Origin of the sequence: Mesorhizobium sp. M3A.F.Ca.ET.175.01.1.1 (assembly GCF_004791945.1) — a bacterium.
Lineage (GTDB): Bacteria > Pseudomonadota > Alphaproteobacteria > Rhizobiales > Rhizobiaceae > Mesorhizobium.
Genome location: NZ_SRTP01000009.1, coordinates 212,352 through 231,624, shown reverse-complemented (window position 1 = coordinate 231,624; position 19,273 = coordinate 212,352). Strand labels below are relative to the sequence as shown.

The 19,273-nt window shown below is 63.9% G+C and carries 19 protein-coding genes and 1 tRNA gene; 12 read left to right on the top strand and 8 right to left on the bottom strand.

The window, feature by feature from the left end:
* Positions 1-7 precede the first annotated feature (7 nt).
* Together EN818_RS21065 and EN818_RS21060 are read right to left on the bottom strand one after the other, a co-directional pair.
* A complete protein-coding gene (locus EN818_RS21065) occupies positions 8-1,138 on the bottom strand; it encodes a hypothetical protein (protein WP_095809335.1) in 1,131 nt (376 codons plus the stop codon).
* A 131-nt stretch (positions 1,139-1,269) separates the two neighbouring features.
* Positions 1,270-1,806, bottom strand: coding sequence for an EipA family protein (locus EN818_RS21060; RefSeq protein WP_245420711.1), 537 nt, complete (start codon positions 1,804-1,806; stop codon positions 1,270-1,272).
* A gap of 375 nt (positions 1,807-2,181) precedes the next feature.
* On the opposite strand from EN818_RS21060, the gene EN818_RS21055 reads away from it, so the two are divergent.
* On the top strand, positions 2,182-2,811 hold the full coding sequence (locus EN818_RS21055) for a histidine phosphotransferase family protein (RefSeq protein ID WP_095809333.1): 630 nt from the start codon (positions 2,182-2,184) through the stop codon (positions 2,809-2,811).
* 234 nt (positions 2,812-3,045) lie between these two features.
* Positions 3,046-3,414 (top strand): response regulator, encoded by a 369-nt coding sequence (locus EN818_RS21050; RefSeq protein ID WP_095809332.1) that lies wholly within the window; start codon positions 3,046-3,048, stop codon positions 3,412-3,414.
* Between the two features lie 107 nt (positions 3,415-3,521).
* On the opposite strand, the gene ctrA is transcribed toward EN818_RS21050, so the two are convergent.
* Entirely contained in the window at positions 3,522-4,217 is a 696-nt protein-coding gene (ctrA, locus tag EN818_RS21045; protein ID WP_006203583.1) for a cell cycle two-component system response regulator CtrA, read from the bottom strand.
* Positions 4,218-4,662: 445 nt separating this feature from the next.
* On the opposite strand from ctrA, the gene EN818_RS21040 reads away from it, so the two are divergent.
* Entirely contained in the window at positions 4,663-5,040 is a 378-nt protein-coding gene (locus EN818_RS21040; RefSeq protein WP_095809331.1) for a flagellar export protein FliJ, read from the top strand.
* Positions 5,041-5,355: 315 nt separating this feature from the next.
* On the opposite strand, the gene EN818_RS21035 is transcribed toward EN818_RS21040, so the two are convergent.
* On the bottom strand, positions 5,356-5,631 hold the full coding sequence (locus tag EN818_RS21035) for a DUF1153 domain-containing protein (protein ID WP_006203587.1): 276 nt from the start codon (positions 5,629-5,631) through the stop codon (positions 5,356-5,358).
* Positions 5,632-5,891: 260 nt separating this feature from the next.
* On the opposite strand from EN818_RS21035, the gene mnmA reads away from it, so the two are divergent.
* Entirely contained in the window at positions 5,892-7,082 is a 1,191-nt protein-coding gene (gene mnmA / locus EN818_RS21030) for a tRNA 2-thiouridine(34) synthase MnmA (RefSeq protein ID WP_095809330.1), read from the top strand.
* A 50-nt stretch (positions 7,083-7,132) separates the two neighbouring features.
* On the opposite strand, the gene EN818_RS21025 is transcribed toward mnmA, so the two are convergent.
* Positions 7,133-8,098 carry a Gfo/Idh/MocA family oxidoreductase gene (locus EN818_RS21025; protein ID WP_095809329.1) on the bottom strand — a complete coding sequence of 322 codons (966 nt, stop codon included), beginning with the start codon at positions 8,096-8,098 and terminating at the stop codon, positions 7,133-7,135.
* Between the two features lie 242 nt (positions 8,099-8,340).
* Between EN818_RS21025 and EN818_RS21020 the strand changes: the two genes are divergently transcribed.
* Positions 8,341-8,417 (top strand) — tRNA-Met (locus tag EN818_RS21020).
* A 121-nt stretch (positions 8,418-8,538) separates the two neighbouring features.
* Here EN818_RS21020 and EN818_RS21015 read toward each other — a convergent pair.
* Both EN818_RS21015 and EN818_RS21010 read right to left on the bottom strand, forming a co-directional pair.
* Positions 8,539-9,579, bottom strand: coding sequence for a proline racemase family protein (locus EN818_RS21015; RefSeq protein ID WP_095806193.1), 1,041 nt, complete (start codon positions 9,577-9,579; stop codon positions 8,539-8,541).
* A gap of 155 nt (positions 9,580-9,734) precedes the next feature.
* Entirely contained in the window at positions 9,735-10,568 is an 834-nt protein-coding gene (locus EN818_RS21010; protein WP_129553826.1) for a GNAT family N-acetyltransferase, read from the bottom strand.
* Between the two features lie 303 nt (positions 10,569-10,871).
* On the opposite strand from EN818_RS21010, the gene EN818_RS21005 reads away from it, so the two are divergent.
* On the top strand, positions 10,872-11,759 hold the full coding sequence (locus EN818_RS21005) for a hypothetical protein (protein WP_095806195.1): 888 nt from the start codon (positions 10,872-10,874) through the stop codon (positions 11,757-11,759).
* A gap of 9 nt (positions 11,760-11,768) precedes the next feature.
* Here EN818_RS21005 and EN818_RS21000 read toward each other — a convergent pair whose 3' ends face one another.
* The gene (locus tag EN818_RS21000) at positions 11,769-12,971 is read right to left on the bottom strand and encodes an ROK family transcriptional regulator (RefSeq protein WP_095806464.1); all 1,203 of its coding nucleotides are present in this window, start codon (positions 12,969-12,971) and stop codon (positions 11,769-11,771) included.
* Between the two features lie 223 nt (positions 12,972-13,194).
* Between EN818_RS21000 and EN818_RS20995 the strand changes: the two genes are divergently transcribed.
* The 6 genes from EN818_RS20995 (at position 13,195) to ugpC (ending at position 19,268) form a co-directional block, all read left to right on the top strand.
* Positions 13,195-14,433 carry an extracellular solute-binding protein gene (locus EN818_RS20995; RefSeq protein WP_095806196.1) on the top strand — a complete coding sequence of 413 codons (1,239 nt, stop codon included), beginning with the start codon at positions 13,195-13,197 and terminating at the stop codon, positions 14,431-14,433.
* Positions 14,434-14,518: 85 nt separating this feature from the next.
* Positions 14,519-15,403, top strand: a complete 885-nt coding sequence (locus EN818_RS20990; RefSeq protein WP_095806197.1) for a sugar ABC transporter permease — start codon at positions 14,519-14,521, stop codon at positions 15,401-15,403.
* On the top strand, positions 15,403-16,248 hold the full coding sequence (locus EN818_RS20985) for a carbohydrate ABC transporter permease (RefSeq protein ID WP_095806198.1): 846 nt from the start codon (positions 15,403-15,405) through the stop codon (positions 16,246-16,248). The genes EN818_RS20990 and EN818_RS20985 overlap by 1 nt, the downstream gene beginning before the upstream one ends.
* Before the next feature lie 2 nt (positions 16,249-16,250).
* Entirely contained in the window at positions 16,251-17,267 is a 1,017-nt protein-coding gene (locus tag EN818_RS20980; RefSeq protein ID WP_095806199.1) for an SIS domain-containing protein, read from the top strand.
* Positions 17,267-18,205: a PfkB family carbohydrate kinase gene (locus tag EN818_RS20975; RefSeq protein WP_095806465.1), complete on the top strand. Its 939-nt coding sequence runs from the start codon at positions 17,267-17,269 to the stop codon at positions 18,203-18,205. The genes EN818_RS20980 and EN818_RS20975 overlap by 1 nt, the downstream gene beginning before the upstream one ends.
* Positions 18,192-19,268 carry a sn-glycerol-3-phosphate ABC transporter ATP-binding protein UgpC gene (gene ugpC / locus EN818_RS20970; RefSeq protein WP_095806200.1) on the top strand — a complete coding sequence of 359 codons (1,077 nt, stop codon included), beginning with the start codon at positions 18,192-18,194 and terminating at the stop codon, positions 19,266-19,268. The genes EN818_RS20975 and ugpC overlap by 14 nt, the downstream gene beginning before the upstream one ends.
* Positions 19,269-19,273: the final 5 nt, after the last annotated feature.

Genomic DNA, 19,273 nt, shown 5'->3' with positions numbered 1-19,273 from the left:
GCGCGTCTCAGGTCGACGGATCGGCCTTCTGCAGCGCCCTCACGCGATCCGCAAGACTGATGCCGCGCTCGCCGGCGCCTTGTTGCCCTTCACGGGACGTTGCCAGGGCTTTGGCGATCGGCGAATCCGGTCCGTCGAGTCTCATGGTCAGATTGACGACCTCCGCCGCCAACTCGTTCATTTGTTCGCGCAGCGCCGCGCCGGCTTGAACGGCATCGCTGCCTGGCCTGGCCGCACCGGCGAGATCAGTCTTCAGCCGCTTGTTCTCGCGGGCGAGCGCCATCAGCCTCGCCTCGAGGCGCTCCCGATCGCCTTCGAGCTTTGCGATCGCCTGCTCGACGCCCTCGCTTGCGCCGACTGGGCGGCGGGTGCCGTTTGCGGCCTCCTGTTTCGGGCGCTCGCGAAACTGCGCGAGCGCCTTCTGTTGCCGATCGAGCTTCTCCTCGCGATCGGCGAGCGTCGCAAGCAGGCGCTCGACTTTCTTGTCCAGTTCGGCGGCTCGCTTCTTCTCAGCTTTCAACGCGTCGCGCACGACCCTGCCCTCGGCTGCGATCTCCTGATTGCGCCGGTCCGCTTCCTTGCGTTGGCTGCGCAGCGTTGCAATGTCGCTGGCAAGTTTTTCCAGCTCCGATTCCCGCGCCACGAGCTCGATCTGGCGATTGCTGGAGGAAAAGCTGGCGTCGTCGTACATCTGCCCGAGCTTTTCGAGCTCCAGCCCCCGCTTTTCAAGCGCGCGCTCGGCCTGCGCCAGCTTTTCGGAAAGGCGCTGCAGCTCTTCCCCGCGCCGCTGAAGCTCCTGGTTCTTGGCTCCAAGATCGGACAGGGCCTGGTCCTTGTCCTTCCTCTCGACTGCAAGCCCTTTCAGGGCCTCCTGGCCGCGGCCGATCTCGACCAGTTGCTCGGCCACCTTCTCCTGCAGGCCCTTGACGGTCATCTCGAGCCTTCGCGTCGTCATTGCGAACTCGGCCCGGACCCGGTCCTTGTCCGCCTGGATCTCGGCCCGGGTCAACGGCATCGAGCGCTCGAGGCGCCGGCGCGTCAGGACGACGGCGCGACGCCAGATAGCGGGCGCGACCAGCGACACCAGAAAGACCGCGCAGAGGAAGCCGAGGGCGAAGAACAGGGCCGACTGGACCAAGGTGGACTATCCGATAGCAGGGTGACGGTGCTCGACTGTGCTGCCCTTGGCATGGCGGAAATCCGCCGCCACGGCAAGAGCGTGCCGAGGCGCAGCGGGAGTTATCCGGTCGCTTGAACGACGTGGACCGATCAGAACGGATTCCAGGTCGGCCTCTGCGTCAGCTTCAGATAGCCGAGGTTGACGCCAAGCCGGGCGCCGACACCGGTGCGGATCGGCACCAGCAGCACCCGGTTACTCTGCAGCACGTTGAAGCCGACGCCCGCCACGACATAGGCCGAGCCGGCAACACCGCCGAAACGGTTGTAGAGGCTGCTCACGTCATCGAGATTATAGACCAGGATCATCACCCGCGAGCCCTCGCCGCCGAAATCCCAGCCGAGCGACGGACCCTGCCAGAACACCTTATGGTCGCCGGCGTTCTTGGTATAGAGCGTGCCTTCGCCATAGGTCAGGCCGCCGATCAGCGCCCCCGATCCCTCCTCGCCGAGCAGGTAGCCGTTGGGCAGGCCGTAGGAGGCGAAGATCTTCTCCACCACGGTGGCCAGGCCGCCGGACGTCGCGCCGAAGAATTTGTGGCCGGAATCGACAATCTCCTGGGCGGTGTATTCCTGGGCCCGCAACGTGGAGGCTGAGAAAACGAGGACCCCCAGGAGGGCAATCGTCATGGTGAGGACGCGGACGCAGGTCCGGTCATAGAATCGGGAAAACATGCTTCCAAATCTCCGTCAGGGAGCACTTTCGCCGACGCCTCGCATCCCCCTACGGCTCTTGCCGGCCGCTTGAGATGACTATCACTGGCAAACTATGCCGTAATCCTTTTTCAACCATTAAGCTTCCACAGGAAGATGGCGGTTCGAAGGCTCCCTTCGCGGCCGCTTGCGGGCGCGGACACCATTTTCACCAGCGGCAATTCTGGATTTGTTGATGCAGGGGCGGGCGCTGTGTATTCAGAATGTCTTGGAAAAGAGCGTGATTCGCGTAGGCGGGCGCGAAAATCGATCGCTCGGCCATGAAATTGTGAACTAGCAGGGATTTCTAAGATGGCCGAGCTCTTCACCCTTACCGCCCCCGACCTGGCAGCTCTTCTGTGCAGCCGAGTCTGCCACGACATCATTTCGCCGGTAGGCGCGATAAACAATGGCCTCGAGCTGCTCGACGAAGGCGGCGCCGACGAAGACGCCATGAAGCTGATTCGCCAGAGCGCGAGGAACGCTTCGGCGCGGCTGCAGTTCGCGCGCATCGCCTTCGGCGCGGCGGGTTCGGCCGGCATGATGATCGACACCGGCGACGCGGAAGCCGTGGCGATTGCCTTTCTCAAAAACGAGAAGCCGGAGCTTGTGTGGAACGGCCCCCGCGCGCTGTTGCCCAAGAACAAGGTCAAGCTGCTGCTCAATCTCATCCTGGTCGCCAACGCCGCCATTCCGCGTGGGGGCAAGCTAGTGGTCACGCTGGAGAATCTCGAGACCGAGCCGCGCTTTTCACTGTCGGCCAGCGGTCCGATGCTGCGCGTGCCGCCGAAATTCCTCGAACTCCATTCCGGTCATAAGCCGGAGGAGCCGATCGACGCCCACTCGGTCCAGCCTTACTACACCCTCCTCCTGGCCCGAGAGGCCAATATGACGATCTCGATACACGCGACGGCGGACGAGATCGTGCTGTCGGCGGCCTGAAGGTACGGTCAAGAACAGGCAAAGTACTGACCCGCGCCGATACTGCGGCCGACCGCGCCAAGGACAGCAACGGCCGATGTTGCGTCGGTATTGGGTTCGGCCGCAGAAAACTGCCTGGCCGCGTCTTTGCAAAAACTTTACCTAACGGCTTTCCCGCTTCTTTACCAGTTTGATCTATGATCCTCCTGGTTACCCGGACGTGCCGGTTCGCCGGTTGGGATAGAGGACCCGGAAATGAAGCGCTGCCTGTTCGTCGACGATTCCAGCGTCATCAGAAAGGTCGCAAAACGCATCCTTGGCGGCTCGGATATTGCGGTCATTGAAGCGGCCAACGGCCTTGAGGCCGCCGAAATTTGCGCGACCGACATGCCAGACGTCATCGTTGTCGATGGCGGCCTGCCGGACATGCCGGCGGTGGATCTCATTCGCCGCATCCGTGCGATGGATGGAGCGGTCAAGCCGCAGATTCTGGTTTCCCTGGTCGAGGTCGATGTCGCCTCGATCATGCGCGCCAAGCGGGCGGGTGCCCAGGGCTACCTGCTGAAGCCGTTCAACCGGGCGCAGTTGCTCGATAGCTTCCGCTCGCTCAAGATCGCTGCCTGACCAAGACGTTTCCAGCCGAAAGACGTGGCGGTTTTCCGTCCGGAATGCCGACAACAAAAAACCCGGCCGGAGCCGGGTTTTTTCCCAAACAATCGTGAAAGGCTTGCTCAGGCGCTGACCCGGATGTCTTCCGGCTCGCGCAGAACATAGCCGCGACCCCAGACGGTCTCGATGTAGTTCTGGCCGCCGGACGCCGCGTCGAGCTTCTTGCGCAGCTTGCAGATGAAGACGTCGATGATCTTCAGTTCCGGCTCGTCCATGCCGCCATAGAGGTGGTTGAGGAACATTTCCTTAGTGAGCGTGGTGCCCTTGCGAAGCGAGAGCAGCTCCAGCATCTGGTATTCCTTGCCAGTCAGATGCACGCGCTGGCCACCGACTTCCACCGTCTTGGCGTCCAGGTTGACCACCAGGTCGCCGGTGGTGATGACCGACTGCGCGTGGCCCTTCGAGCGGCGGACGATGGCATGAATGCGCGCCACCAGCTCGTCCTTGTGGAACGGCTTGGTCATATAGTCGTCGGCGCCGAAGCCGAGGCCGCGAACCTTGTCCTCGATGCCGGCCATGCCGGAGAGAATGAGGATGGGCGTCTTGACCTTGGAGAGCCGAAGCGTGCGCAGCACTTCGTAGCCCGACATATCGGGGAGATTGAGATCGAGAAGGATGATGTCGTAGTCGTAAAGCTTGCCGAGATCGACGCCTTCTTCGCCGAGATCGGTCGTATAGACGTTGAAGCTTTCCGATTTCAGCATCAGCTCGATGCTTTGTGCGGTTGCACTGTCATCTTCAATCAGCAGAACACGCATTTCATTCCCCTTTTCTGCTTCCGGGCCGTGTCATGACCGCCCGGGACCGGAGCAGCGTTTGCCTGAACAGAAGGTGCCACCGACTGGTTAACAAATCCTAATTTCGTGTCGACCACGATAGCAGAATTTTTAACCCCTTTCTACACCCGCTTGAATCTAATAACGAATCACAGACCCAAATCGCTAATGCACCACATTAATAAGCCACGCTAAGTGACTCCAGAGACTCGCAGGCCGCGTTTCCCACCAGCGCCGGAATTTTTACCCGGCCTTAAGTCCTCGGCCGTATGATTAACAATGCCCGTAAACGAATGGTTACCGCCGGCAAAAATCTTTAGGGCTTTGTTTTCCATAGCGCTGGGAAAGCCGGGGGACACGGGCGACGCTTGGGCCTTTCGGGGCGGATTGGACGATATGCAGGTGTGCGTTTGCGGAGTATCGAATCATGAAGTCACGTGAAAACCTCGTTCGGCTGAAGCAGTTTCAGGTGAATGAGAAGCGGCGCCAGTTGCTGCAGCTCGACATGATGATCGCCGAGTTCGAGCGCATGGCCGTCGAGTTGGAGCTTCAGATCGCCGCCGAAGAGAAGAAAGCCGGCATCACCGATATCAATCATTTCGCCTATCCGACCTTCGCCAAGGCGGCGCGCCTGCGCCGCGACAACCTCAGGAATTCACAAAGCGACCTCGCCCTGCAGCGAAGCACTGCCGAATCATTACTCGGCGAAGCTGAAGCGGAGCTTTCCAAGGCGGAGATGCTGGAATCCCGCGACAGCAAGATCCGCGAGGCGGAACTGGGCGGCCGCAGCGCCATGATCGGCTGATCGCCGAACGCCACCATTTCTGTCGGCGAGAATTCCCGGCATGCCGCTAAGCCGCGAGCCAGTTTAACTGCCCCGCCACCGGCGGGCCAGCGTCACGACATTACCGCCATCGTCTCGGTTCGCCGGTCCGCACGGGCATCCTTGGTGCTGTGTTTCGAGCAGTGCCTGTGCTGGGCAACCCACGAGATCGCGGCGGAACTGCCGCAGGCCTTTTTGCGACCCATCCGCCGCAGGCCTTGCAAGGCTAAGCTGGAGCGCCAACAGCGAAAAGGGCGCGAATTTCGCGCCCTTTCCTGTTTCCGGCGATCTAAAAGCCTAGTGCCGGTATTGCTGGATTCGCGTTGTCCGCAACCCGGCAAGACCGTATTCGTCGATCGATGCCTGCCAGGAGAGAAACTCTTCGGTGGTAAGCTTGTAGCGCTGGCAGGCTTCCTCCAGGCTAAGCAGTCCACCGCGCACCGCCGCCACCACTTCCGCCTTGCGCCGGATAACCCAGCGCCGTGTATTCGTCGGCGGCAGATCGGCTATCGTAAGAGGGCTGCCGTCGGGCCCGATAACATATTTGACTCTAGGTCTAACCAGATCGGTCATCGTACTCTCTACAAAAAACTCAAAGACCCAATCCCCGCCACAGTACCGCCACAGCTTTAAAATTTGCCTAAGCGAACCCTAATGACTAGGTAAGGATCGTGAATGTCGCGTTAGGGTTTTGTTCGCAATTTGAATAAATCGCCGGCCGCCCTTGAAATTGCTGGCAGAAATCGCCTCCGGCGGAGCGAAGCTGGCGCACCCGAAAGGCTTGACCTATATTCCCGCCATTGGCATTCAGCGCCATGCACGATGATAGCACCATGAACAGCCTCGATCTCCCTGGACGTCCCGAAGACACCCGCGTCGTCGTCGCCATGTCGGGTGGCGTCGATTCGTCCGTCGTCGCCGGCATCCTGAAGCGCGAGGGTTATGACGTGGTCGGCGTCACCCTGCAGCTCTACGATCATGGTGCGGCCACCCATCGCGCAGGGTCCTGCTGCGCTGGCCAGGACATCGACGACGCCCGCCGCGTTTCGGAGACGCTGGGCATTCCCCATTACGTGCTTGATTACGAGGAGCGCTTCCGCAAGGCGGTCATCGATCCTTTCGCCGAGAGCTATGTCGCCGGCGAAACGCCGATCCCTTGCGTGTCTTGCAACCAGACGGTCAAATTCGCCGATCTTCTTGCCACCGCGCAGGATCTCGGCGCCGATGCGTTGGCCACCGGCCACTACATCCGCTCGCGCGCCAATGGCGCGCATCGCGCGCTCTACCGGCCGGTCGATGCCGACCGTGACCAGAGCTACTTCCTGTTCGCCACCACGCAGGCTCAGATCGACTATCTGCGCTTCCCGCTGGGCGGTCTGTCGAAGCCGCAGGTGCGGGCGATTGCCGAAGAGATGGGGTTGACCGTTGCCGCCAAGCAGGACAGCCAGGACATCTGCTTCGTGCCGCAGGGCAAATATTCCGACATCATCGCCAAGCTGAAGCCGGCAGCCGCCAATCCGGGCGATATCGTGCATATAGACGGCCGCGTGCTCGGCCGCCACGAGGGCATCTTGCGCTACACGATCGGCCAGCGCCGCGGCATCGGCATCGCCTCGGGCGAGCCGCTCTATGTCGTTCACCTCGACGCGGACCGGGCGCGCGTCGTGGTCGGCCCGCGCGAGGCGCTGGAGACGCACAAGATCTATTTGCGTGCCATGAACTGGCTGGGCGATAATCCGTTGTCGGACATTCCCGCGGGCGGGCTCGAGCTTTTCGCCAAGGTTCGTTCGACCAAGCCGCCACGCCCTGCCGTGCTGCATCATCGCGACGGCGTGACCTCGGTGGAACTGGTCGATGGCGAGTCCGGCATCGCGCCCGGCCAGGCCTGCGTGCTCTATTCGGATGACGGCAACGAGGCGCGTGTCTTCGGCGGCGGCTTCATCGAACGCTCCGAGCGCGGCGCCGAGGCCGAGGCCATGCTTTCCAAGCTGACGCAGCGGCCCGCGCAAGTCCCGGCCGAGTAGCCTACGCCCTCGACCAGCCGCCCCAACTCAGGATTGCCTTTATGGACGGCTCAGGCGGACGGACCGCTATGCGTCACCGTGCCCGCGGTCAGGATGCGCAGCACCCTGATCGCTTCCTCGCCGTCGGTGCGCGGTTCGGCGCGCGTTTCGATGCACTGGATGAAATGGGCGAGTTCCCGCGTCAGCGGCATGCCTTCGCCGACAGGCACGTATGACGGTTCGTTGGCGGTGAAGGCCCACTGGCCGCTGTCCTGCCATACGGCGTGCCGATAGACGGCAAGCTTGCGTTCCCAGGGTTCCACGTCGTCGAACACGGCCATGGCCTTGGTGCCGACGACGGTCAGCCGCCGCTCGCGGTAGGGATTGAGCCGCGAAGCAAAGAGATGGCTGCGCAAGCCGTTCGGAAAGCGCATGTGCAGATGCGCGAAGTCGCTCAGATTGTCGAGCAGCGCCGCGCCCTCGCCCCTCACCTCGATCGGCTCGGTGCCGGTGATGGCGAGGATCATCGAGAGGTCGTGCGGCGCGAGGTCCCAAAGCGCATCGTTTTCGGTATGGAACTTGCCGAGGCCCAGCCGGTGCGAATGGATGTAGCGCACCTCGCCGAGCTCGCCACTGTCGATCAGCCCCTTGAGCGTCTCGAAGGCCGGATGAAAGCGCAGCACATGGCCGACCATGAAGACGCGGCCATTGTCCCTTGCCGCCTGCACCGAGCGTTCGGCGTCGGCAACGGTCAATGCGATCGGCTTTTCCACCAGCACGTCCTTGCCGTTCTCGATCGCGCGCACCGCCGTATCGGCGTGGAATTGCGGCGGCAGCGCCATGACGACGGCGTCGACATCTGTGCGGCTGAACAGCTTGTCCGGTTCGATTGCCAGGCAGTCCTGCTCGCTGGCGAAGCCTTCGGCTCGAGCGCGGTTCTCATCGGACACGGCATGGAGCGCGCCGAGCGCCTTGAGGGTGCGGATATGGTTGCTGCCCCAGTATCCGCAACCGAGGACTGCGATGCGCGGCTTCATTCGCTCAAGCTCTAGAGTTTCATCGCCGATGACATAGCGACGTGCCCCGTCGAACTCAACCCCGGCGCATGCGCTCATCCATCTGCCAGGCAACGCATTTCCGGGAGGAGATTATGCTGGCATGCCTGCCGCATCCGCGCTTGACAGCTTTGCCCCGCCAACCTTATATCCGCGCGACCTTGGCGATAGCCTCGAAATTGCCCGCTGAAGCGGGCGGTTCCCTCGAGCTCCTCGCCACTCCTGGCGGAGTAGCTCAGTTGGTTAGAGCACGGGAATCATAATCCTGGGGTCGGGGGTTCAAGTCCCTCCTCCGCTACCATCTCTCCCCTTGTCCGACCCGGAGACATAGGTAACAGCTTGTCCCTAAGACATGGGTGACAACCCTTCGGCGTCTCCTTCGGCCAGACCTGCGGGGCGGCACGCAGGCTTGGCGTTTCGCACTACTGCTTCACCGAGGTCGAGGTGCCCCACGTGTCCGACAGCACGTAGCCCTGCGGGTACGGGTCCGTCGGATCAAGATAGTAATTGTGCTCGCCGGTGATCCAGGCGCGGCCGGTGATCTCCGGAACGACCGCCTTGCGCCCCGCAATGTCCGCAAGCTCCACGATCCTGCCGGTGAAGCGCGAGCCGATGATCGATTCATGGATCAGCACGTCGCCCACCCCCATCAATCCGCGGGCCCGCAGCACCGCCATGCGGGCCGATGTCCCGGTTCCGGTCGGGCTGCGGTCGGAGCGTCCCGGCGACACGATGCAGGTGTTGCGGGTGACGTTGCCGGGGCCCTGGAAAGGCATCGCGAACTGCACGATCGACACGCCGCGCACATTGTCGAATTCCGGATGCACGACATCGAGCTGTTCGCGCGCCGCGCGGCGGATCTTCTCGCCGGCCACCGCCAATTCGCGAGCCTCGTCGGGGGTGACTGAGAAGCCGAGCGCCTTGGCATCGACGATGGCGTAGAACATGCCGCCATAGGCAATGTCGACCTTCAGCGTTCCGAGCCCCTCGACCTCGATGCTGGCGTCGAGGCGCTCGGCAAAGGCGGGCGCGTTGCGGAAGGTGATCGACAGGCATTTGCCGTCGCGGCATTCGGCGCGCACCTCGATGACGCCGCCCGGCATGTCGAGCTTGAAGCGCGTCTCGGGCTCGTGCATCGGCACCATGCCGGTCTCGAGCAGCACGGTGGCGACGCAGATCGTGTTGGAGCCGGACATCGGCACGTATTCCGTCGGCTCCATGATGATGGCACCCGCTGCGCAATCCTCGCGCGTCGAGGGCACCAGCAGATTGACATGCCGTGCGACGCTGCCGCGCGGCTCGCAGATAAGCATGCGCCGCACATGGTCGTGATCGCGTTCCATGGTGATCATCTTTTCCATCATCGTGCGGCCCGCCGGCGGCAGGACGCCGCCAACGATGACATCGCCGACCTCACCTTCGGCATGGCAGCCGACGACACGAATGCTGGCTTTCGTACGCATTGTTGCTCCTTGGCGACCCGGACTACTTGCCGGAAAGATAGCGTGGATAGCCGCGCGAGTCCTGGATGACCACCGTTTTCAGAACACAAATTCCTCGGCCGCAAACCGGCTCTGGCGCATGCCGCCGATCGGCACCTCCGACGGCACATCCGGCGTCAGCCCAGTTCCAGCGTCGTGATCCCGAAGACCTTGGCGGCGACATTGTCGGGCGTGCCGCCTTTGTACATCCGGGTCGTGGTGAAGCCTGGACGCATGCCGGCGGACTCGAGCGCGGCGATGAGCCCGCCATTGCTGGCTGGCACGTCGACATGCAGCGTCTCGCCTTCCACGCTCTCGGCGAGCTCAGCCAGCAGCCCCAGCGCAACCTCCGTGCCGTCGGCGAACAGCGGCCCGATCTTGAAGCCGTCGCGGCATCGCCGCGCGACGCCATAGCCTGCAATGCCGGTACGATCGCTCGCGATCAGCGCCATCCGCGGCGCTCGCAGCCATCCTTCGAGAAACACCCGCCGCGGTGCTGGAAAGCACTGACGGTCGTAGGCCTGGATAGCCGCGTAGCTCTCCGGCGTCGCTGGCCGGATGTCGGCGCCGCGAATCAGGCCGTCGGGTCGTCCGCTGTAGCGAACCGTCTCATAGGCTGGCACGAAGCCCATGCGCTGGTACTTGGCCCGCTGCTCGGCCACGCCATCGAGGCCGATGATCCGGCCACCGAGCCTTGTCATGCCGGCATCCCAGACTGCCTTGCCATGGCCTTGGCCGCGGTTGCCCGGTCGGCAGATGTAAAGGCCGATGAACCCAAAGCCGGCGCCATAGGCAACGGCCGAAATGCCGGCCACCATCTCGCCGGCGACGAAGGCGCCGATGAACCCTTCGGGATCGGCTGCCCGGAACAGGCCGGCGTCGTCGATGCCTGGGTTCCAACCCTCCCCGGCCGCCCAATCGACGAGCGTTTCCACCTCGCTGGCGGTCAGCGTCCTGATCTCTCTCAGCATTGTTTCACTCGGGCAGCGAACCAGTCGAAAGAACTCTCGCCACGATAGGTCGCGGCCCGCGGCTTTGCAAAGGCTGCACTTTCACGTACGCCCGTCGGAGCGTCGAAGATCACGCTTGCAAGATTCAACGCAGGGCTGTAGGCCAGACTACGGCAGAAAGGGCGTTTTTCCGAGCCAAGACAGACGGTTAGAAAAAACGGCCGCTGTCGTCGGCGATTGTTCCAACGGGCAGCTGGACACAACCGGCGAAGGCTATAAATCTGGATTCGGTCGGGGTGGGCGACGGAAGGGACACCGCAGGGAATGGCGCTGACAGCCGAAGAAATCGCTGGTCATCCGGCAGCGCTTCGCAGTGTTCAGGAGCAATCGCGCGCACTCATCGGCGTCTATGAGACCAGCCCAAGGCTCGCGGGCGTCTTTGCCACTCAGCAGCGCTGGCTGCTCGGCCATGTCGGGCTCGCCATGCATTTCAGGTACGATCCCCAGGACCGCCGTACTGAACTCACAGCCGCCCGCTTCATCGATGTCGTAAGACGCAACTCCGTCGCCAGCCGCAACACTGCCGAGGCATTTCTCAAGGAGATGCTGCACTACAACATCGCCGAATATGTTTCGACGGGCAGCGATGGGCGCGCCCGTCCCATGCGGCCGACCGCTGCCACGATAGAGACATTCGCCGCCTGGATCCATGCCCACCTCAGAACCCTGGACCGCATCGATGATGGAAACCGGCTGGCAAGCTTCCTCGAGCGGCCCAAACTGGTGGCGAGACTGCAGCCGCTGATCTGCGACGGACTGCTTCAGTGCGAGCCGGTGCGGGAACCTGAGCAGACTTTCTCGCTGTTTATCTGGCTGAACAATGGCGGCATCGTCATGGACTGGCTGATGTCCGGTATCGATCCGGAAGACGTCAATTTGGACAGGATCCCGACCGGCGTGATCTCGATCAGCGAATTTGCGCATTGGCTGAAGCTCTCGCGCACCCATCTGGCGCGCAAGCTCCGCGACGCCGAAGCGCTTGGCAGCATCGGCTGGGTTGGCCAGCGCGGACATTCCGTCATGTGGATTTCGCGGAAGTTCTACGAGGAATACATGGCCGCCCAGGCCGCCAAGCTCGCTGTCGTCGACACGGCTTTCGAGGCATGTTTTTCGGGCTGCGGACAAGCTGGCCCCAATGCCGGTTCAGGCTGACCTCGCTGCCTATCCAGCCTTGAGGATCGCCGAGAAGCGCGGATCGAAGGCGCGGCCGATCGGCTCGGCCGCGGCACCGACCGCGATCGCCCAGGGGTCGGTGATGCCGAGTTGCAGGCGCGGCAATCGCCGTCCGGGACGATCGGCGATGGACGGCAGCAGCGGATGCATGGCCTGCAGCAGGCGGCGGGCGAGCGAAGCAGGGGCGCCGCTCGTGAGGATGACCGTCTGTGGATCGAGCATCGTTTCGATCAGATGCACGCTCCAGCGCAGATCGTGCGCGGCAGCCTCAACCCAGGCCGCCACCTTCGGATCGTCGGCCAACGCCAGCGTATCCAGGCGTTCGTAAAGCTGCGCGTCGGCGGGATTGAGTCCCAGGTGCTGGTAGAGAGAAGCCAGCGAGGCTCGGTGTTCGAGCGGCGTCGAGCCTGGGCCCGCCGGCGACAGCAGCGCCAGGCCGATCTCGCCGGCATTGCCGTTGCCGCCGGTGTAGAGTTCGCCGTTGAGTATGAGCCCGGCGCCGATGCCGTAGCCGACATAGAGGCAGACCGCGTGGTCGATGCCATGCGCCGCGCCGACGATGCGTTCCGCCGTGGCGCAGGCGGCGGCGTCGTTCTGCAGGCCGACATCCAGCCCGGTGCCCGCGGCGAGCGCCTCGAGCAACGGGAATTGCTGCCAGGCTGGCATCATCCATTTGTCGTCGGAATTGTTCAACCCGAACGGTCCCGGCATGGCGACGCCGAGCCCGACCAGCCGTCGCTCCGATTGCGCGGAGATGCCTGCCAGCTCATGCCGGACGCGGGCAACGAGATCGAGGATGATCTCGACGCCTGCCGACGGTTCGTCGAAGGGCAGGTTGGCCTCGGCGCGCGCCATCACCTTGCCGATCAAATCGACCACCACCACCCGTCCCAGGTGGCGGTCGATCTGCAGCCCGACGGCGAAAGCGCCCTCGGGCACCAGCCGGTAAGGCGTGAAGGGCTGCCCCCTGCCCTTGCGCACCGTATTCAGCGCCACTACCAGACCGTCGCGCTCGAGATCCTCGATGATGTTGGAAACCGCCTGCTTGGTCAGTTGCGTCGCGCGCGCCAGGTCGGCGCGCGACAGCTGGCCGTTGAGCCGCAGCGCCTCGATCATGACGCGGCGATTGTGGGCACTGGTGCCCTCTTGGTTGGTGCCGCTTTTGGCGCGGATGGGACTGATGTCGTGCACCGTCGTTTCCCCTCTTGACTCCATTTAAGGATTGATCGACTAATTAAGTCAAGCGAATTGACTTAATGGCGCAAGCCCGGCGGATTGAGAAAAAGACGGCAAGGCCAGCAAGCCTCTTGCCGCGCCCCGACGGCAGACCGAGGTCACACGCGATAGTCGTTCGAGAAGGTGGTGCCTTGCCTTTCGCCGCCAACTCGCCAATGCCGAAAATGGGAGATGACAAATGCTGAAATCGATCGGTAGGACAATTCTGGGCGCGGTCTTTGCGGGCGGATTACTGGTGCCGCACGCCTTCGCCGAAACGACTTTGAACGCGCTGTTCATGGCGCAGGCCGCCTACAGCGAGGCCGACGTACGCGCCATGACGGAAGCCTTCACCAAGGCCAATCCCGACATCAAGGTCAATCTGGAATTCGTTCCTTACGAAGGCCTGCACGACAAGACCGTGCTCGCCCAGGGCTCCGGCGGCGGCTATGACGTCGTGCTGTTCGACGTCATCTGGCCGGCCGAATACGCGACCAACAAGGTGCTGGTCGACGTCTCCTCGAAGATCACCGATGACATGAAAAAGGGCGTGTTGCCCGGCGCCTGGACCACCGTCCAGTACGAGGGCAAATATTACGGCATGCCCTGGATCCTCGATACCAAATACCTGTTCTACAACAAGGAGATCCTGGAAAAGGCCGGCATCAAGGCGCCGCCGAAGACCTGGGACGAGCTCAGCGAGCAGGCCAAGATCATCAAGGACAAGGGCCTGCTTGCCACTCCGATCGCCTGGAGCTGGTCGCAGGCCGAGGCCGCGATCTGCGATTACGCCACACTGCTCAGCGCCTACAAGGGCGACTTCATCAAGGACGGCAAGCCCGACTTCCAGAACGGTGGCGGCCTCGAGGCGCTGAAATATATGGTCGCGAGCTACAAGTCCGGCCTGACCAATCCGAACTCCAAGGAATTCCTCGAGGAGGACGTGCGCAAGGTTTTCCAGAATGGCGACGCCGCCTTCGCGCTCAACTGGACATACATGTACAACATGGCCAACGACCCGAAGGACTCCAAGGTCGCCGGCAAGGTCGGCGTCGTGCCGGCGCCGGGCATCGCCGGCAAGAGCGAGGTCTCGGCCGTCAACGGCTCGATGGGCCTCGGCATCACGGCCGTCAGCAAGCACGCGGATGAGGCCTGGAAATACATCGAGTTCATGACCTCGCAGTCGACGCAGAACCAGTACGCCAAGCTCTCGCTGCCGATCTGGGCGTCCTCCTATGACGACCCCGCCGTTGCCAAGGGTCAGGAAGAGCTGATCGCCACGGCAAAGGTCGGTCTCGCCGCCATGTATCCGCGGCCGACAACGCCGAAATACCAGGAGATGTCGACAGCGCTGCAGCAGGCCATCCAGGAATCGCTGCTCGGCACGGCCTCTCCGGAAGATGCCCTGAAGACGGCTGCCGAAAACAGCGGTCTCTGAGCCATCGATCCTCGAATCGCGGGCGGCTTTATGGCCGCCCGTGTTGTTCGGGCCTGCATCTCCAAGAACGGGAAGAGGCGCCTCAATGTCGGGCACCTGGATGACGACACGTGCGTGGCTGCTGATGCTGCCGCTTCTCGCGGTCATGGTCGCCGTCATCGGCTGGCCGCTCGTCGACACGGTCGGCCTTTCCTTCACCGACGCCAAGCTGGTCGGCACGGCGGGCAATTTCGTCGGCATCGACAATTATGCGAAGATGCTGACCAGCTCGAATTTCTCGCGCACGCTGGTCACCACCACCTGGTTCGCGGTCATCTCGGTCGCCGCCGAGATGGTGCTCGGCGTGCTGGCGGCACTGTTGCTCAACCAGGAATTTCGCGGCCGCACGGCGCTGCGCGGGCTGATGATCCTGCCCTGGGCGCTGCCGACTGTCGTCAACGCCACGCTCTGGCGGCTGATCTACAATCCAGAGTATGGCGCGCTGAACGCGGCGCTGACGCAGCTGCACGTCATCGACACCTACCGCTCCTGGCTGGGCGAGCCCGGAACGGCACTGGCTGCGCTGATCGTCGCCGACTGCTGGAAGAACTTTCCGCTGGTGGCGCTGATTGCGCTGGCCGCGCTCCAGGCGGTGCCGCGCGACATCACCGCCGCCGCTTTGGTCGATGGCGCCGGTCCGTTCGCCCGTTTCCGCTTCGTCGTCCTGCCCTATCTTGCCGGGCCGCTGATGGTCGCGCTGGTGCTGCGCACCATCGAGGCCTTCAAGGTCTTCGACATCATCTGGGTGATGACCCGCGGCGGGCCCGCCAACAGCACCCGCACGCTGTCGATCCTCGTCTATCAGGAAGCCTTTTCCTTCCAGCGCGCCGGTTCCGGCGCCTCGCTGGCGCTGATCGTCACCCTGCTCGTCACCGTGCTCGCAGTCGCTTACGCGGCTCTGGTCCGCAAGACCGCGGGGAGTGCCGCCTGATGGAACGCAGGAGCCCGGGCTTCACCGCCTTCATTTATGTCAGCGCGGTTCTGCTCGCCGCAGTGATCCTGGCGCCGCTGGTCTGGCTCTTCGTCATGAGCATTTCGCCGGCGGCCGATCTTGCCGCCAAGCCGCTGCGCTGGTGGCCGCAGAGCGCCGACTTCTCGCGCTATGCGCAATTGCTTTCGACCGCCGAAAACAGCGCCGGAGCCGCTTTCACCGCATCGCTGCGCAACAGCCTGGAGGTCGCCGGCATGGCGACGCTCGCTGCCATCCTGCTTGCGGTGCCGGCCGGCTGGGCTGTCTCGCGCACGCCATCCGTCGGCTGGTCGCTGTCGATGGTGATCGCCACCTACATGCTGCCGCCGGTGGCGCTTTCCGTGCCGCTCTATATGGGCCTGTCCTATCTCGGCCTGCTCAACAACGTCTTTGGCCTGGCGCTGATCTATCTGACCATCCTGGCGCCCTTCACCACCTGGCTGATGAAGTCGGGCTTCGACGCCATTCCCCGCGAGATCGAGGCCGCCGCCATGATCGACGGTGCCGGTCTGTTCCAGACCTGGCGTATGCTTACGTTGCCGCTGGCCGCGCCTGTGGTGGCGACATCGGCGCTGTTTGCCGTGCTGCTCGCCTGGGACGAGTTCTTCTATGCCTTGCTCTTCACCTCGGACCAGCGGGCCAAGACGCTGACCGTCGCCATTGCCGACCTCGCCGGCGGCCGGGTTTCAGACTACGGGCTGATCGCCACGGCCGGCGTCATCGCCGCCCTGCCGCCGGTGCTGATCGGCCTCGTCATGCAACGCGCGCTGATCTCGGGACTGACCAGCGGCGGCGTGAAAGGATAGTGATGACTGCTGAAAGACCCCGCCCCTCCGGGCTCGTCGCGATCGACCGCGAAATGGCGCGCCAGCATGGGGATGCGATCGCCTCGTTCGAGAACAACAGAGATATCGCCGGCAAGGTCGCGGCTTCGCTAACGACAAATGGCCGGCTGCTGCTGCTCGGCATGGGCGGCTCGCATGCCGTCGGCCGCGCTGTCGAGCCGATCTATCGCGCCCATGGCATCGACGCCGTGGCGATCCCGCTCTCAGAGCAGCTCGGCCAGCCATTGCCGCTGACCGGCAGGATGGTCCTCGTCACCTCGCAATCCGGCGAGAGCGCCGAAGTCGTGCGCTGGTTTGCCGAAGCCGGCTTGCCCGCAGATACGTTCGGGCTGACGCTGGAAGCCAGTTCCTTCCTGGCCCGCACGGTCCCTTGCCTCGTCGGCGCCGGCGGCACCGAGCTAGCGTTTGCCGCGACCCGCAGCCTGACCGTCAGCTTCGCACTGCACCTCGCCATCCTGGCCGCGCTCGGCCATGACCCTGCCGCTGCGCTTGCAGCACTGCAAAACCCGCAAGCGATCGAAACCGACGCCGCCTTGGCTGCGCTGAGCGATGTGGCGGCCATCGTCACCTCCGGCCGCAGCCTGCAGGGCCTGGCCGAAGCGCTGGCGCTTGGCCTCACGGAGCTTTCGCGCCTGCCCTGCTATTCCCTCGAGGGCGGTCAGCTTCGCCATGGACCGATGGAGATGCTCGGCCCCAACATCGGCGTCATCCTGTTTCGCGGCGACGATCCGACATCCGACCTCGTCACCGCAATGGCGGCTTCCGTCGTCGAGGCCGGCGCGCCGCTGGTCATCTTCGATGCCTCAGGCAAGCCGCCGGTCGCGGGCGCGGTCACGCTTACCTTCAAACCGGCTTCCGGGCTGGCCGCGATCTTCGCCATGCTGCCTGCGGCGCAGCGCCTGATGATCGCCTTCGCCGATGCCCATGTCGAGAATGCCGGAACGCCGGTTCGCTCCACCAAGATCACTCGGAGCGAATGATGCGGCCGCTTGCAGTGATCGGCAACGTCAATGTCGACCTGATCGTCGGCCCGGTCGCGCCATGGCCGAAGGCGGGAACCGAGACCGTCGTCGAACATGACGATTTGCGCGTCGGCGGACAGGCCGGCAACACGGCGCTCGCCTGGCAGGCCCTGGGCATCGACTTCGACATCGCCGCCAATCTCGGCGACGACCAGTTCGGCCGCTGGCTGCGCGAGGCTTTTGGGTCTCGTGCGGAGACATGGCCGGTTCATCCCGAAGGGACGACGCTGTCGGTGGGCATGACCCATCCGGACGGCGAGCGCACCTTCTTCACCACGCGCGGTCACCTGCCGCGCTTCAGCCTCGGCGACGTGCTTGCCGTTCTGGACGGCAACCGGCTCTCGGGCGGCTATGCGCTGCTCACCGGCTCCTTCCTGACTGACGACCTGACGCAGCAGTACGCCGCGCTTTTCGACTGGGCCGATCAGCATCAGATTGCCGTCGCCCTCGACACCGGCTGGCCGATGGAGGGTTGGACCGCTGCCAACTGCGCTGCGGCCCGCGCGTGGCTGTCGCGATCCGATCTGGCTCTCTTCAACGAGGTCGAGACGACGACGCTAGCGAGCCTGCGGAATCCCGCGCAGGCGGCTCGCGAGATCCGTCACGGCATGAAGGAGCGCGCGACCGTCGTCGTCAAGCGCGGACCGGAAGGTGCGCTTGCCATCGGCCCGGATGGGCAAATCGTCGAAATGTCTGCGCCTCGCGTCACCGTCGTCGACACGATCGGTGCCGGCGATGTCTTCAACGCCGCCTTTCTGGCCGCCCTGGCGCAGGAGCGGCCGCTCGCGTCCTGCCTTTCCGCGGCCACCCGCGTAGCGTCCCGCGCCATCTCAACCTTGCCCCGCGACTATGGCGGGCCGATGCTTTTCGAGGAAGCCGTCAATGAGCGCGCTTGAGATCCGAGACATCCGCAAGAACTACGGCGCCGTCGAGACGCTGAAGGGCATCGACATTGCGTTGGAAAGCGGCGAGTTCCTGGTGCTGCTCGGCTCCTCCGGCTGCGGCAAGTCGACCTTGCTCAACATCATTGCCGGTCTTGCCGAGGCAACGAGCGGTGACGTCTTGATCGGCGGCCGCTCGGTGCTGGGCGTTCACCCGAAGAACCGCGACATCGCCATGGTCTTCCAGTCCTATGCGCTCTATCCGAACCTGACCGTGCACCGGAACATCGGCTTCGGCCTGGAGATGCGCAAGGTCCCGGTGGCCGAGCGCGACAAGGCGGTGCGCGAGGCGGCCAGGCTCTTGCAGATCGAGCCCCTGCTCGACCGCAAGCCTGGCCAGCTATCCGGCGGTCAGCGCCAACGCGTCGCCATCGGCAGGGCGCTGGTGCGCAAGCCGCAAGTGTTCCTGTTCGATGAGCCGCTCTCCAATCTCGACGCCAAGCTGCGGCTGGAGATGCGCACCGAGCTCAAGCGCTTGCACCAGATGCTGCAGACCACGGTCGTCTATGTCACCCACGACCAGATCGAGGCGATGACGCTGGCGAGCCGAATCGCGGTCATGCGCGACGGCCGCATTGAGCAGCTCGGCACGCCGGAGGAGATCTACAACCATCCGGCCACGCTTTATGTCGCGGGCTTCGTCGGCGCTCCGTCGATGAACATGCTGCAAGCGGAGATCCAGGATGGCAAACTTGCCATCGTCGGCGCGAATACGCGGCTGGCGCTGCCGCCCCGCTACGCGAAGCTGTCCGGAGACGACGCTCCGGTCGTCGTCGGGATCAGGCCCGAGGCGCTCAGGCTTGGACCGGGCAGCGGCGCTGAACTGTCCTTGCCGGTCGAGGTCGACGTCGTCGAGTTGACCGGACCCGAGCAGGTCACCACCGCCCGGATCGGCGCACAAAGGCTGACGGCAACCTTGCCGCCGCAGGTCCGCGTCGCCAAGGGCCAGCGATGCACCTTCATTTTCGACGAAGACGCGCTTCGCCTCTTCGATCCCGCGACCGGCAACGCCCTCTGAGCACG

Excerpts from the sequence above, each read along its gene's own strand:
- EN818_RS20990 (WP_095806197.1), top strand. The coding sequence starts at position 14,519 with ATGTCGGGCACCTGGATGACGACACGTGCGTGGCTGCTGATGCTGCCG.
- EN818_RS21050 (WP_095809332.1), top strand. The coding sequence starts at position 3,046 with ATGAAGCGCTGCCTGTTCGTCGACGATTCCAGCGTCATCAGAAAGGTC.
- EN818_RS20985 (WP_095806198.1), top strand. The coding sequence starts at position 15,403 with ATGGAACGCAGGAGCCCGGGCTTCACCGCCTTCATTTATGTCAGCGCG.
- ctrA (WP_006203583.1), bottom strand. The coding sequence starts at position 4,217 with ATGCGTGTTCTGCTGATTGAAGATGACAGTGCAACCGCACAAAGCATC.
- EN818_RS21025 (WP_095809329.1), bottom strand. The coding sequence starts at position 8,098 with ATGAAGCCGCGCATCGCAGTCCTCGGTTGCGGATACTGGGGCAGCAAC.
- EN818_RS21015 (WP_095806193.1), bottom strand. The coding sequence starts at position 9,579 with ATGCGTACGAAAGCCAGCATTCGTGTCGTCGGCTGCCATGCCGAAGGT.
- EN818_RS21060 (WP_245420711.1), bottom strand. The coding sequence starts at position 1,806 with ATGACGATTGCCCTCCTGGGGGTCCTCGTTTTCTCAGCCTCCACGTTG.
- EN818_RS21035 (WP_006203587.1), bottom strand. The coding sequence starts at position 5,631 with ATGACCGATCTGGTTAGACCTAGAGTCAAATATGTTATCGGGCCCGAC.
- EN818_RS21005 (WP_095806195.1), top strand. The coding sequence starts at position 10,872 with ATGGCGCTGACAGCCGAAGAAATCGCTGGTCATCCGGCAGCGCTTCGC.
- EN818_RS21010 (WP_129553826.1), bottom strand. The coding sequence starts at position 10,568 with ATGCTGAGAGAGATCAGGACGCTGACCGCCAGCGAGGTGGAAACGCTC.
- EN818_RS21040 (WP_095809331.1), top strand. The coding sequence starts at position 4,663 with ATGAAGTCACGTGAAAACCTCGTTCGGCTGAAGCAGTTTCAGGTGAAT.
- ugpC (WP_095806200.1), top strand. The coding sequence starts at position 18,192 with ATGAGCGCGCTTGAGATCCGAGACATCCGCAAGAACTACGGCGCCGTC.
- EN818_RS20975 (WP_095806465.1), top strand. The coding sequence starts at position 17,267 with ATGCGGCCGCTTGCAGTGATCGGCAACGTCAATGTCGACCTGATCGTC.
- EN818_RS20995 (WP_095806196.1), top strand. The coding sequence starts at position 13,195 with ATGCTGAAATCGATCGGTAGGACAATTCTGGGCGCGGTCTTTGCGGGC.
- EN818_RS20980 (WP_095806199.1), top strand. The coding sequence starts at position 16,251 with ATGACTGCTGAAAGACCCCGCCCCTCCGGGCTCGTCGCGATCGACCGC.
- EN818_RS21055 (WP_095809333.1), top strand. The coding sequence starts at position 2,182 with ATGGCCGAGCTCTTCACCCTTACCGCCCCCGACCTGGCAGCTCTTCTG.
- mnmA (WP_095809330.1), top strand. The coding sequence starts at position 5,892 with ATGAACAGCCTCGATCTCCCTGGACGTCCCGAAGACACCCGCGTCGTC.